The sequence below is a fragment of the Roseovarius amoyensis genome (assembly GCF_003260265.1).
GTDB lineage: Bacteria > Pseudomonadota > Alphaproteobacteria > Rhodobacterales > Rhodobacteraceae > Roseovarius > Roseovarius amoyensis.
Genome location: NZ_QITQ01000014.1, coordinates 21,457 through 34,374, shown reverse-complemented (window position 1 = coordinate 34,374; position 12,918 = coordinate 21,457). Strand labels below are relative to the sequence as shown.

General features: G+C 66.5%; 16 protein-coding genes. 9 read left to right on the top strand and 7 right to left on the bottom strand.

Annotation, left to right across the window (positions count from 1 at the left end):
- Nucleotides 1-7 precede the first annotated feature (7 nt).
- The 9 genes from DL899_RS12645 to DL899_RS12605 are packed head-to-tail and all read left to right on the top strand — an operon-like array spanning nt 8 to nt 4,571.
- Entirely contained in the window at nt 8-394 is a 387-nt protein-coding gene (locus DL899_RS12645; RefSeq protein ID WP_204355307.1) for a FlgB family protein, read from the top strand.
- A gap of 12 nt (nt 395-406) precedes the next feature.
- On the top strand, nt 407-799 hold the full coding sequence (gene flgC, locus DL899_RS12640) for a flagellar basal body rod protein FlgC (RefSeq protein WP_111734718.1): 393 nt from the start codon (nt 407-409) through the stop codon (nt 797-799).
- A 26-nt stretch (nt 800-825) separates the two neighbouring features.
- Nucleotides 826-1,116: a flagellar hook-basal body complex protein FliE gene (gene fliE, locus DL899_RS12635; protein ID WP_111734717.1), complete on the top strand. Its 291-nt coding sequence runs from the start codon at nt 826-828 to the stop codon at nt 1,114-1,116.
- Between the two features lie 3 nt (nt 1,117-1,119).
- Nucleotides 1,120-1,389 (top strand): flagellar biosynthetic protein FliQ, encoded by a 270-nt coding sequence (locus DL899_RS12630; protein WP_111734716.1) that lies wholly within the window; start codon nt 1,120-1,122, stop codon nt 1,387-1,389.
- Between the two features lies 1 nt (nt 1,390).
- Nucleotides 1,391-2,107: a flagellar hook-basal body complex protein gene (locus tag DL899_RS12625; RefSeq protein WP_111734715.1), complete on the top strand. Its 717-nt coding sequence runs from the start codon at nt 1,391-1,393 to the stop codon at nt 2,105-2,107.
- Nucleotides 2,108-2,131: 24 nt separating this feature from the next.
- The gene (gene flgG / locus DL899_RS12620; protein WP_111734714.1) at nt 2,132-2,917 is read left to right on the top strand and encodes a flagellar basal-body rod protein FlgG; all 786 of its coding nucleotides are present in this window, start codon (nt 2,132-2,134) and stop codon (nt 2,915-2,917) included.
- Nucleotides 2,917-3,342: a flagellar basal body P-ring formation chaperone FlgA gene (gene flgA, locus DL899_RS12615; RefSeq protein ID WP_111734713.1), complete on the top strand. Its 426-nt coding sequence runs from the start codon at nt 2,917-2,919 to the stop codon at nt 3,340-3,342. The genes flgG and flgA overlap by 1 nt, the downstream gene beginning before the upstream one ends.
- 37 nt (nt 3,343-3,379) lie before the next feature.
- Nucleotides 3,380-4,084 carry a flagellar basal body L-ring protein FlgH gene (gene flgH, locus DL899_RS12610; RefSeq protein WP_111734712.1) on the top strand — a complete coding sequence of 235 codons (705 nt, stop codon included), beginning with the start codon at nt 3,380-3,382 and terminating at the stop codon, nt 4,082-4,084.
- A 10-nt stretch (nt 4,085-4,094) separates the two neighbouring features.
- Nucleotides 4,095-4,571 carry a flagellar basal body-associated FliL family protein gene (locus DL899_RS12605; RefSeq protein ID WP_111734711.1) on the top strand — a complete coding sequence of 159 codons (477 nt, stop codon included), beginning with the start codon at nt 4,095-4,097 and terminating at the stop codon, nt 4,569-4,571.
- Nucleotides 4,572-4,581: 10 nt separating this feature from the next.
- Here DL899_RS12605 and DL899_RS12600 read toward each other — a convergent pair whose 3' ends face one another.
- The 7 genes from DL899_RS12600 to motA all read right to left on the bottom strand — a co-directional run bounded on the left by DL899_RS12600 (nt 4,582) and on the right by motA (nt 12,880).
- Nucleotides 4,582-5,034: a hypothetical protein gene (locus tag DL899_RS12600; protein ID WP_111734710.1), complete on the bottom strand. Its 453-nt coding sequence runs from the start codon at nt 5,032-5,034 to the stop codon at nt 4,582-4,584.
- Nucleotides 5,031-6,116, bottom strand: a complete 1,086-nt coding sequence (locus DL899_RS12595) for an EscU/YscU/HrcU family type III secretion system export apparatus switch protein (RefSeq protein WP_111734709.1) — start codon at nt 6,114-6,116, stop codon at nt 5,031-5,033. The genes DL899_RS12600 and DL899_RS12595 overlap by 4 nt, the downstream gene beginning before the upstream one ends.
- The gene (locus tag DL899_RS12590; RefSeq protein ID WP_111734708.1) at nt 6,116-6,886 is read right to left on the bottom strand and encodes a flagellar biosynthetic protein FliR; all 771 of its coding nucleotides are present in this window, start codon (nt 6,884-6,886) and stop codon (nt 6,116-6,118) included. Before DL899_RS12590 ends, DL899_RS12595 begins: the two co-directional genes overlap by 1 nt.
- Nucleotides 6,883-8,964 (bottom strand): flagellar biosynthesis protein FlhA, encoded by a 2,082-nt coding sequence (gene flhA, locus DL899_RS12585; RefSeq protein ID WP_111734707.1) that lies wholly within the window; start codon nt 8,962-8,964, stop codon nt 6,883-6,885. Before flhA ends, DL899_RS12590 begins: the two co-directional genes overlap by 4 nt.
- 3 nt (nt 8,965-8,967) lie before the next feature.
- Nucleotides 8,968-9,699, bottom strand: coding sequence for a transglycosylase SLT domain-containing protein (locus DL899_RS12580; RefSeq protein WP_239494696.1), 732 nt, complete (start codon nt 9,697-9,699; stop codon nt 8,968-8,970).
- Nucleotides 9,700-9,818: 119 nt separating this feature from the next.
- Entirely contained in the window at nt 9,819-12,011 is a 2,193-nt protein-coding gene (locus tag DL899_RS12575) for a hypothetical protein (protein WP_111734706.1), read from the bottom strand.
- Nucleotides 12,011-12,880 (bottom strand): flagellar motor stator protein MotA, encoded by an 870-nt coding sequence (gene motA, locus DL899_RS12570; protein WP_111734767.1) that lies wholly within the window; start codon nt 12,878-12,880, stop codon nt 12,011-12,013. Before motA ends, DL899_RS12575 begins: the two co-directional genes overlap by 1 nt.
- Between the last annotated feature and the right edge of the window lie 38 nt (nt 12,881-12,918).

Sequence of the window (12,918 nt, the reverse complement as noted above, 5' to 3'; positions counted from 1 at the left end):
AGCCCTGATGTTTGAAAATCTTGCGGTCTTTCGCATGGCCCATGCGATGGCGGAACATGCCGGCACCCGGCAGACCGTGCTCGCGCGCAACATCGCCAATGCCGACACGCCGGGCTATGCCGCCCGGGACATTCCGTCCTTTCAGGCGGTGATAGAGGCGGACAGCGCCGGTTTCGGCCTGCGTGCCACCCGCTCCACCCATCTCGGTGCCGCCGATGCACAGCCGTTCACCGTGGACGAGCGGCGCGATGCCATGCCCGACCCGAACGGAAATTCCGTCTCGCTCGAAACCGAGATGGTCCATGCCGCCGACACCATGCGCCAGCATGACCGTGCCCTGGCCATCTATCGCTCGTCGCTGGGCATCCTGCGCAGCGCCCTGGGCCGCCGGTAGGGGGCGCGCGACATGGCCGAATTTTCAGATGCGCTTTCGATTACCGCCAGCGGCCTCAGGGCCCAGTCGCAACGCCTGCGGCACCTGTCGGAGAACATCGCCAATGCCGACACGCCCGGCTATCGGCGTAAGACGGTGCCGTTTCAATCGGTTCACGACGCCGGCGGGGCAGTCGGGCGGGTCGAGGCCGGGCGCGTGCGCCTCGACCCGACGGAACCACAGCGCATCTACGACCCGTCCCACCCGCTGGCCAATGACGATGGCTATTACACCGGCTCAAACGTCAATCTGGTGATCGAGCTGGCCGACGCACGTGAGGCACAGCGCAGTTACGAGGCCAATCTCAAGATGTTCGAACAGGCGCGAACCATGTCGAAAAACCTGTTCGATCTGCTGCGCAGATAGAAAATCAGACATCAAGGAGATCCAGAATGGATATCGGCACAATCGGAGCCGCACAGAGATACACCGCGGCCCGCCCGGCAACAGAGCCTGAAAACACGACGCCCGGCCCGGACGAGGCGGCAAAAGACGCCGCCCTCGATTTCGCCGCAACCCTCGAACGGGGCGAGGCGTTGGCCAGGGCGGCGATGACCGGCGAGGCCGATCCGCACGCCCTGGTCCAAGCGCTGGCGCAGTCGGAACTGGCGGTCGAAACCGTGGTTACGGTGCGCGACAAGGTCGTCGAGGCCTACCAGGAAATCCTGCGGATGCCGGTCTGAGCCATGCAGGAAGAGGCGATCCTTTTCGATTCGATGCGTCAGGGGCTGTGGGTGGCCACCGCCATCTCGCTGCCGATTCTCGGCGTTGCACTGCTGGTCGGCCTCGTGGTCGGGCTCTTCCAGGCGCTGACGTCGATCCAGGAAATGTCGCTGACCTTCGTGCCAAAGCTCGCCGCCATCGTCGCGGTGTTCTGGCTGACCATGGGGTTCATGACCGAAACCCTGGTCGGCTTTTTCCAGACGCGGCTTGTCCCGCTGATCATCGGGGGCTGACATGAGCACCTTGTCCTATACCACGCTGACCCGCCAGACCGGCCTGTTGTCGGAAATGCAGGTCGTGGCGAACAACATCGCCAATGCCTCGACCACCGGATACCGGCAGGAAGGGGTCATTTTCGCGGAATACGTCCACAACGCCCGTGGTGGGCCGTCATTGTCGATGGCGCACGCCTCGGCACGCAACATATCGCTTCAGCAGGGCGCGCTGACCCAAACCGGCGGCCAATTCGACATGGCGATCGAGGGGCCCGGGTTTTTCCTGGTCGAAACCGACGCCGGCGAGCGGTTGACCCGGGCGGGCAGCTTTGCCGCCTCGGCCGAGGGCGATCTGGTCACACCAGCCGGCCACCGGGTGTTGGACAATGGCGGTGCGCCGATTTTCGTGCCGCCAGACACGACGGATTTCAGCATCGCCACCGACGGCATCATCAGTGCGGCGGGCCGGCCGCTGGGCCAGATCGGGCTGGTGCGTCCCACCGACCCGACCGACCTGGTACGCGAGGGCGGCGCGCTGTTTCGCACCGAAAGCGGGGTCGAGCCGGTCGAGGGTGGCCGCATCCTGCAAGGCTCGCTCGAAAGCTCCAATGTCGACCCGATCCTGCAGGTCGCCCGCATGATCGAGGTCCAGCGCGCCTATGAGCTGGGGCAGAGCTTTCTCGACGCCGACAATGAACGCCTGCGCGAGGCCATGCAGGCCCTGACCCGCCGCTAAACCACCGGATAAAGGAGACCGCCCATGCGCGCCCTGAAAATCGCCGCCACCGGCATGGCCGCCCAGCAGATGCGGGTGGAGACCATTTCCAACAACCTCGCCAACATGTCGACCACCGGCTACAACACCCGCCGCGCGGAATTTGCCGATCTGCACTATCAACAGCAAAGCCGCGCCGGCACCATCAACGCGCTTGGCGGCACGGTTCTGCCCACTGGTGTTCAGCTTGGCCTTGGCGTGCGCCCGGCGGCGGTGACGGTACAGCTGGCCCAAGGGGCGCTGTCACAGACAGGCGGCGACCTGGACATCGCCATAGACGGCAACGGTTTTTTCGAGGTAACGCTGCCCTCGGGCCAGGGGGCCTTTACCCGCGACGGGGCGCTGAAACGTTCGGGCGACGGGCTGATCGTCACCTCCGACGGTTTCGCTGTCGCGCCTGAAATCACCATTCCCACGGATGCCCGCAGCCTGTCGATCAACGCCGATGGCGAGGTTTACGCCTATTTCACCGACACGCCCGAGGCAGAGCTGCTGGGCCAGTTCGACTTGGTCGGTTTCACCAACCCCAAGGGGCTGGAGGCGATGGGCGGCAACCTTTTCCTGGAAACGGAGGCGTCAGGACAGCCGCTTGCCGGCACGCCGGGGCGTGACGGGCTGGGCACGCTCCGCCAGGGTTATCTCGAGGACAGCTCCGTCGATGCCGTGCGCGAGGTGACGGAACTGATCGAGGCCCAGCGCGGCTATGAGCTAAACGCCAAGGTGATCTCGGCCGCCGACCAGATGCTCGGCGCGACGACGCAGGTGCGCTGATGCTGCGGGTCGCCTGCGCCATAGCCCTGCTCGCCCTCCCGCCCGGGGGCGCCGCCGCCGACATGATCGTCTCGGTCCGCACGATCCGGGCGCAAGAGGTGATCGGCAAACAGGACATCACCCTGAAGGCGGGCGAAATGCCCGGCGTCGCGGCGCACCCGGCCGATCTGGTCGGCAAGGAGGCGCGCGTTGCGCTTTACGCCGGGCGACCGATCCGGCTGGCGGATGTCGGGGCGCCGGCGCTGGTCGAGCGCAACCAGATCGTCACCCTGGTTTTCAACCACGGCGGGCTGCTGATCCTGGCCGAGGGGCGTTCGCTGTCGCGCGCCGGTGTGGGCGAACCGGTGCGGGCGATGAACCTCGCGTCGCGCAACACCGTGTCGGGCCGCGTCGGCGCGGACGGCCGCATTCATGTCTCACCATAGGAGGTCTGGCTTGCCATTTCTCATCCGTTTCCTGGTCATGCTGCTATTTCTGCCCGCCGCCTGCGGGCGGATGGATCACCTCGGCCGGCCGCCCAGCCTTTCCGAGGCGCGCGAGGGCGACGAACACGCCGCCATGCTCTATCCCGGTCTGCCGCTCAGCGCCGAGCCCGATGCCCGGGTCGACCGCGCCTCGACCTGGAGCGGCGGCCAGCATTCGCTGCTGGGCGATCGTCGCGCAATGCGCCGTGGCGACATCCTGACCGTGGTGATCGAGATTGACGACGAGGCGTCGATTTCAAACCGCACGTCGCGGTCGCGCAACGGAGCGGAAACGCTGAAAATTCCCCATCTTTTCGGGTTGCCGCAGCGCATCGACGAAGATCTGCCCGATGGCGCCAGCATGGGCGAGGCGGTCTCGCTCGACTCGTCCGGATCTTCGGGCGGTGACGGAACCGTGCGCCGGCAAGAGGAACTGACCCTGCGCATCGCCGCGACGGTGACGAACGTGCTGCCCAACGGGGTGCTTGAAATCGCCGGAACGCAAGAGGTGCGGGTCAATTTCGAGCTGCGCGAACTGATGGTGCAGGGCTATGTGCGCCCCGCCGACATCTCGCGCCGTAACGAAATCACCTATGACAAGATCGCCTCGGCACGAATCTCGTACGGCGGGCGCGGCCAGATCACCGATGTTCAGCAGCCGCGCTATGGCCAGCAGGTTCTGGACATGATCCTGCCGTTCTGAGGGGGACGAAATGCGAAACCTGATCCTTCCCCTGGTCCTTTGCCTGCTTGGCGCGGCCGGCGGCATCGGCGGCGGCCTGGCCCTGCGACCTCAGGCAGAACAGTTGGAGGCCGGGCACACCGCCCCGCCAGAGCCGGAACACGACAGCCCCGAAACCATCGGCGGGGCGGAGTATGTCAAGCTCAACAACCAGTTCGTCGTGCCGGTGGTCAAGGATGCGCAGGTCAATTCACTGGTGGTGATGTCGTTCAGCATCGAGATTGAGCAGGGCGAGCGCGACACTGTCTATGCGCGCGAACCCAAGCTGCGCGATGCCCTGCTGCAGGTGCTGTTCGATCACGCCAACATGGGTGGGTTCGCGGGCATGTTCACCGATGGCAACACGCTTGACGTGCTGCGGATGGCGCTGACCGAAACCGCGCACGATGTTCTGGGCGACGTGGTGCGCAACGTGCTGATCGTCGACATCGCGCGGCAGGATTTCTAGCAGAACGGGCTCAGCACCCGTCGTCTGGCAGACGCGCGGCGGCACTGCCCCGCAATAGGGAAAACAGGCTCTGTTGCTGTGCAATTTGTGCTTTTTCCTGCCCTTCGGTGCGCGCGCTCCGCGCCCGCTCGTGCAGGCTTTCGGCCGCTTCGCAGCGGCCATGCGCTACCTGCAGCCCCCGCATGGCCGCCCCTTTGCGCGCCAGAATACGGGCCAGGCGTATCTGCAGATCTTCGCGCCTGCGGCCGATCCAGGCCTGCCAAAGCATGTCCGCACCGACACTGCGCGGCGCGGCGAGCGCGTCTGCAGGCAGCGCCTGCGCCTCGCGGCGGACGGCATCCAGCGCGGCCAGATCCGCCCTGATGCGTGTCTCTTCCTCCGTCAGCCGACGCATCCGCGCCGCTTCGGCATCTCGGACCAGGGCCGTCAGACGGGCCAGTTCCGCTGTCGGATCGCGCGTCACCCAAAGGTCCTTGCGCGTGCGCGCATGCGTTCGGCAAAGCGGATCGCGGCGGCGACGGCACGGTAATGCTCCGACTCGATCTCTTCCCCGATCGCGGTGGTGGCATAGAGGGCCCGCGCCGTCGGCGGGTCGTTGCGAATGGGCACGCCCGATTCCTGCGCCAGGTCGCGGATGGCGTGCGCCACGTGGTCCACGCCCTTGGCGACGCAGACCGGCGCCGAACCGGGCAGGCGCGACCATTTCAGCGCCACGGCGAAATGCGTCGGGTTCACGATCACCACATCTGCCTGCGGCACATCGCGCATCATCTGGCCGGCAGCAATGCGCTGGCCGCGCTGGCGGCGTTCCTGCTTGAAATGGGGATCGCCCTCGTGGTTCTTGTGCTCGTCGCGCAATTCCTTGTGCGACATGCGCAGACGGCGGCGATGGTCGAAGTTCTGCCAGATCAGATCAACCGCGCCTATGGCCAGCGCGACGGGCAGCACTATGCCCAGAAATTCCACTACCATCCGCGTCATCAGCGCGCCGATCAGGTGCGGCTCGGCATGCAGGGCACCGGCCGTGTCCGACATCCGTGCGGCCAGGAAGACACCGAGCACCACCGAGTAAAGCAGCAGCTTGGCCAGGCTCTTGGCGAATTCGAACAGGCCGGATGGCCCGTATTTCTTGCGCGCGTTCTGGATCGGGTCGATGCGCGACAGGCGCGGACGCAGCTTGTCGGGCGCCATCACAAGGCCGCGCTGGCCGATCACCGACAACAGCGCAAAGGCGGGCGGCATCAGCAGCACTGTCGTAAGCGCCCCCGCCACGGCGATCAACAGCCCACCGACCGGCGCCGCGGCGGGCCCGTCGAAGACAAGCCGCGCCAGCGGGTCGGCGCGCCCGATCAGCCCGGCCAGGACATCGCCCAGCCGCGTTACCGACGCAGGCCCGGCCGACAGCAGCGCCAACAGCAGCCCGCCATAGGCGGCGGCGGTGGTCAGGTCAGCCGAACGCGCGATATCGCCCTTCTTGCGCGCCTCAAGCAGCTTGTGCTCGGTGGGTTCGTGCGACTTTTCGGTATCGTCGTCGGCCCCGGACATCAGCCGCCTCCCAGAGGATTGGCGACAAAGGCTGACAGCGCCTCCATCCACAGGGTCAGCATCAATGGCGCCAGCAGCATCAGCATCACCAACCCGGCCCCGGTGATGAAGGGCGCGCCGACAAAAACCACCATCAGCTGCGGCATCGCCCGGTTTATGATGCCGAGCGTCAGGTTGTAGAGCACCGAAACGATGACGAAGGGCGCCGCCAGGGTGAAGGCGAGGCCAAAGGCATGGGCCACCTGCGCCACGCCCCATTCCACGACCGCCGACGCGGCGGGCGCCAGGCTGGGCGGCAGGAGGTCATAACTCAGGATCATCATCTGCGCCGCGCGCACATGCAGCCCCAGCGTAAAGGCCAGCGCCAGCCCGCCCATGACCAGCAGATGCCCCATCGCCGGCATTGGCTCGGCCCCGGCGCTGCCGACGATCTGCGACAGCGACATCGCCTGCGCCGCCATCGCACCTGCCGTCTGCAGCGCGATGATGAACAGCCGCAGCCCGATCCCGAGCAGCAGACCGATACCCGTTTCCGTCAGCATGAGCCGTACTGGCGGTGGCGCCTCGGCCAGGGCCCCCAGCCCCGGTGCGACCGCAGGCGCGGTAACGGCGGTCAGCATCAGCGCCAGCATCAGGCGGATACGCACCGGCACGCTTTGGTCGCCGAAACCAGGAAAGAGCGACATCACCGGCCCGACCCGCAGGAAAACGATGGCATGCAGCCACAGCACCTGCCCGGCGATGCCCCCCAACTCGGCCAGCGCCGTCATCCCGGCACCACACCCATAAGCGCCGGCTGCGCATCAATGCCGATTTCCTCGAACGACAGGACGGGGTTGGTGATGCCCTTGGCGGCCAGCACGGTACGCAGGAACCGCCGCCTCAGCGCGGATGAGACGATGGCGGGAAAGGCGCCCTCTTCGCCCGCCTTCGTCACCTGTTCGCGTACGCCCTGGGCGAGCGCATTGAACAATTCGGGCGGCAGGGCGACATCGGGGCGTCCGCCCTCGCCCTCCATCTGGTAGGTCGAAAACCGCGCTTCCCAATCCGGTGCCAGCTGGATCAGCGGCAGCGTGCCATCCTCGCGCCGCAACCCGCCGACGATCTGGAAACCCAGCCGCTGGCGCACCTGCTCGCAGATGGCCTCTGGCTGGGTGTGGCGCTGGCGGCCCTCGGCCGTGGCCTCCAGTATCAGGGGCAGGTTGCGGATCGACACCTGTTCGGCCAGCAGCAGCCGCAGGATCGAATGCAACAGGTCACTGGGCACCCGGTCGGGGATCAGTTCCTCCAGCAGCTTGCGGTTGGCCTCTGCACGCGCGGGGTCGGGCAGGTTGACCATCTCGTCCAGCAGCCGGCGCATGGATTTCATCGTCAGAAGGCGGCTGAGGTTGCGCTTTATCACCTCAAGAAGGTGGGTCGCCAGCACCTCGGCCGGGCGCACCAAAGTGGTGCCGGCAAGGGCGGCGTCGTCCTCGGCCCCGGCGTCGATCCAGCGGGCGGGGGCGCCATAGACAGGTTCTGCCACCGCCTCGCCCGGCGGCAGGTCGGGGTTGGCATCGGGATCGAGCGCCAGCACCCGGGCGGGCATCAGCCGGGCGCGGGCCTGTTCGACCCCCTGGATGCGGATCACATAGACCCCGTTGCCCAGCGAGGGGTCGTCGGTCAGGCGGATTTCTGGCAGGATCAGGCCGTATTTCGTGGCGACGAAGCGGCGCATGTTCAAGATGCGCGCATCCAGCCCGGTACCGGGATCGAGCACCATATGCACCAGGTCCGGTGCGAATTCGACATGCACATCGTCGAGATCCAGTATCTCGCCCATCGACCGCTCTGCCGGGGCGGACGGCGGCATCTCTGCCGGGGCGGCTTGTGCGGCACGGTCGCGGCGGTACATCCACGCCGCCACCGCCCCCAGCCCGGCCCCGCCCAGGATGAAGGGCACAAAGGGCAACCCCGGCACCAGAGCGAACAGCGCCATCAGCACCGCCACCGTTGCCAGCGCCGCCGGATGACGGCCCAGCTGCGTGGCAAGCGCCAGGTCTGTCGCGCCATGGGTGCCGCCGCGCGCCAACAACAGCGCCGATGCGATCGAGATCACAACCGCCGGGATCTGCGTCACCAACCCGTCGCCAACGGTGAGGATGGCATAGGTCTCGAACGCGGTGGAAAGCGGCATGCCGTGTACCACCGTCCCCATGATCAGCCCCATCACCAGGTTGAGCAGCGTGATCAGCAAGCCCGCGACGGCATCGCCCTTGACGAATTTCGACGCGCCGTCGAGCGAGCCAAAGAAGGTGGTCTCCTGCTGCTCGCGTTCGCGGCGTTCCTTGGCCTCGGCATGGTCGATGGCGCCGGCGGACATGTCGCTGTCGATGGCGAGTTGCTTGCCCGGCATGCCGTCGAGGGCAAAGCGCGCGCCGACCTCCGCCATGCGCGCCGCCCCCTTGGTGATGACCATGAAATTGACGATCAGCAGCACACCAAAGACCACCAGCCCCAGGAACACGCTGCCACCCATGATGAAATCGGCGAACCCTTCGATCACCTCGCCGACGGCATCGGTGCCGGTGTGCCCTTGCCCGATGATCAGCTTGGTCGAGGACACGTTGAGCGACAGCCGCAGCATGAGCGATGCCAGCAAGACCGTCGGAAAGGCCGAGAAATCAAGCGGGCGCTCGATGAACAGCGTGAGGGTGAAAATCAGGATCGCCAGCGCGAAGGACCCGGCGAGCCCCACATCCAGCACCCAGGCGGGCATCGGCAGGATCATCATCACGATCACCGCCATCAGCGCCAGCGCCAGCAGCACGGTTGGTTGAAAGATGTTGCGTATGGTCACCGCCGGCATCGCTCAGAACCTGCCGGCCAGCGGAATGAAGGCCGCGCGCCCGCCCCCGATGGGCACTAGGGAGCCATTGCGCCCGCGCCCGCCAGGTTTCGATACCAGCGGCAGCGTGGTGCGCTGTGCCAGCAGGGCGACACGACGCTGCGCCGGGGTGGCGGGCGTGCTTTCGGGTGCGTCCTTTGACACCGCGGAGAGAATTCGGTCGAACTGGACGCGATAGCGGCGGGCATGGGTTTCGGTGCGGGAATGATAAGCCCCCGCAGCCAGGGACCAGTCGCCCAGCTCGCCATGCAGGCGGCTCAGAAATGTTGCCGCGTAGCGGGCGCCGGTGATCGGGTCGAACATCTGCGCGGCCGAATCAAACGCGGCGCCGTGCCATTTATGATTGATCTGAAAGCAGCCGATATCAAAGCTCTGCGCCCCTTCCGCCAGCTTGCGGTCGATGAAATCCTGCGCCGCCTTACGCGTGTCGAACCAGTGCCCGATACCTGCGATGTTCACCGTCCATGGCCACGGTTCCAGTCGGCCGGCGCGGGCGCGCCCGGTCTCGGTACGGGTAATCGCCAGCATCACCGTTGCCGGCACGCCTGTTTCGCGCGCAGCACGCCGGGCGGCGGCATCGCAGAGGCCGGAAACCGAGGCCGCCGCCGGGCCGGTGAGGCACAGCGCGCACAGACATGCGGCCACCCACGCGGCCGGCCTGAAACGGAACGAATGCTGGGCATGCAATCGGGTCAAGGCGGGTTCTCCGGCATCGGTGGTGTCGCGGGCGTTCTGCCCCGTGGCGAAAGGTTACGCGCGCCTGGGTTACCATCCGGTAACCGCGATGCAGGTTTTGCGGCCGGCCTTTTGCCGCTTCACTGCGGCGGCGGATGGGCCGACAGTAGGGCCGCTAATGCGGCGCGCGCGGCCTGGCTGCCCTCGATCATGGCCGCGTTTCGGGCCAGAACACCCTGGCTGTTGCCGTCCTGCTCCGCCTCGGCATGGGTTAGTTTCAGCCGCGCGATGGCGGCGTGCGTGGTGTCTTTCGAATCAAGCAGGGCTACCCAGTCACGGGCCAGCCAGGCCTGGGCTTGCGCCGCGTCCGGTTCACCCACGGCGTCGAACAGTTCCTGCGCAGCCTGGTGATCGCCAGCCCTGGCGCGGGCCTCGGCGCGCAGGCGGGTCGCTGCCTTGTCAGACAGGCCCAACAGCTTTGCCTCGGCCTGCCGGGGGCGGCCCTGGGCCAATGCGACACGCGCCCGCAGACGCTTGCGCAGATCTTCCTCCGGGCCGGTCGCGGGGGGGGCAACGTACCGGGCCGCCTCGGTCGGGAAGCCCAGTGATATCAACCTGTCAGCCATGACATTGGCAATTTCAGCGTCCAGCCCATCGGGCGGTGCTGCCGACCCGGACAGGGTGTGATGCAGGAAATCATAGTCCGATGCCTTGCTGGCCAGGATACCGCTGAGACGCGCACGACTTGCTGCCCGCCCGGCAGCATCTGCGTCAGGAACCTGATCCAGCACCGCGAACGCCTCGTCAAAGGCGCCGGAGGACGCCAGCGCCGCAAGGTGTGCCTCTGCCAGATCGGTGCCCAGCGGCTGCCCCCTGTATTCCACCGCATAGGCCCCGGCCAGTTGGGCGGTCTCGTAAGAGATTTCCGCCCCGCGTCGCAGCCGCGCGTCGATCAGACGCAAGAGCGCCTGCGCAGACGGGGCATCATTGCCGGCCACAACTGTGCCAAGCGTGGCCTCTGCGGGGGCGTCAAGGCCTTGGGAAAGGGCAATTTCGGCATCCATCAGCCGGACCTCGGCAGTGGTCGTTGCCTCGACACGGTTGAGGATGCGGCGCACGCGCGCGCTTTCTCTCTTATAGCCGGCTTCGTGCAGTCGTCTGGCCAGCACCGGGCCGAGATAGGCCCGCAGATGCACCGGCAGGGCGGTCAGCCCCTGTAGCACCGCGTCGCCGTTCAGCGAAATACCAGCCGGCATTTCCCGGTAGGACAGCACCGACCACAGCGCCACCATCGGCCCGCAGTCCGTCTGTCCCGACAGGGCCGAATCCGCCCCGGCATGTCCATCCTCAAGTATCGCCGCCATTGCCTCCAGAACGGGATCGGCGGCGGCAGACCCGCCGACCTCGGCCAGCAGTTGCCGGGCCTCGGCGCCAAAGCCGAAATGAACATAGAGCCGCGTCAGCCGCAGCACCGCCGCCTTGTCGGGTTTGTCGAATTCGCCCAACAGCCGCGCTCGCAGCGGGCCGATCTGCTGTCGAAACGAAGCATTACCCCCCCAGACCGCAACGTCGACCCGCTCGGGATCGAGACAGGTTTGCGCGCCTGCGGCCCCCAGTCTTGCCAGCACCGCGCCCATGTCCCGGTCGATAGCTGTTTGCGCGTGCAGATGCATGCCGGGCGGTAATGGCCTGGCCCGGGCGGCGGTTTTCTGCGGCACAGGCTCTGGTGTGGCCTGCGGCGCCGCGGGGGGCGGGATGCGCCTGGCCATTGGTGTCAGCAGACCCTGCGAGGCCGCCCGACCGACCTGGCGGAGCAGCAGATCGCGGCTGATCCCCAGATCCGGGCCATTGGGGGACGCGGGCGGCCCTTTCATCGGCAACCGTCTGTCAAGATCACGCTGCAAGAGCCGCAAGGCATGTCCTGGCCGCGGCGGCGGCACCGGCAAAGGCCGCAGTCGGACGGGCTTTGCCGGTTGCTCCCCCTCCCTGATATCGAGGACCAGCGAGGCATCGCCGAACCAGAAGCTTTTGACCTCGTAACGGGGGGCGAGGGACAGGCGCAGCCCGGTGTGCCCGGGCAATGCCGTGATCCCGGTCAGGCGGGTTTTCGGCACGCGGTCAAAGACGGCGGAGGTGTCGATCTCATAATCCTGCCCGTCGATCACCAGGTCGGTCTGCACCCCGGACCCGGTCAGGGTATAGGGCGCCCGTTCGGGCAGCTTGATCACCAGGCGGGTAAAATCCGCGTGCTCCCCCGAACGCACCGAAACCGTCTGCCCAGACGCGGCCCCGGACCAGCAGGCCAGAATGACGGCAAGCAACCACCCCCGCATCAGGCGGCATCCTGCTTGACGGCCTTGATCGCCTGTTCAAGGTCGTCAAAGCTGGGGCGATTTGGCGCCGGCGTATTCTGGCGGCCGACCTCGATGCAGATATTGGTAGCGTGGTTGTGCAGGTTGGCAACCAGCACCTCGCGTATCAGGTGATAGAAATGCGCGTCCTCCTCGACCGAGGCGCGCACCTTGCCGGCGAAGGGTCCGACCAGCCCGTAGGACAGGAACACGCCCAGAAAGGTGCCAACCAACGCGCCGCCAATCATCTTTCCCAGGATCTCGGGCGGTTGATCGATGGCGGCCATGGTCTTGATCACGCCCAGCACGGCGGCGACGATGCCCAGCGCCGGCAACCCATCGGCCATTATCTGAAGCGCGTGGCTGGAATGCAGGGCACGCTGCATGTACGCCTCCATCCGCTTGTCCAGCACCTCTTCGACCTGGTGGGGGTCATCGTAATTCATCGACGCCGCGCGCATGGTGTCGCTGATCAGTGCAACAGCCTCGCCATCCGCCAATATCCGGGGGTAGCGGCCGAATATGGCCGATTGTGCGGGGGCCTCGATATGTTCCTCGACCGCAACCGGGTTTTGCCGCGCGAGGCGGATCAGTTCAAAGAGCAGGCACAGCAGGTCGCGATAATCGTCGGGCTTCCACCTCGGGCCCTTGATGACCCTCGCCATGTCCCGCACGGTGTGCATGATCGCGCTCATCTCGTTTCCGATCAGAAAGGCGCCGGTGGCCGCGCCGACGATTATCATCATCTCGAAAGGCAGCGAATGCAGGATGATTCCCAGCTTGCCTCCGGCGGCCATGTAACCGCCAAAAACCATCACGAAGATCACCACGATACCGATGATCACGATCATCGTTCCCTCCATCCCTTGACCCGGCAATCCATTCCCGA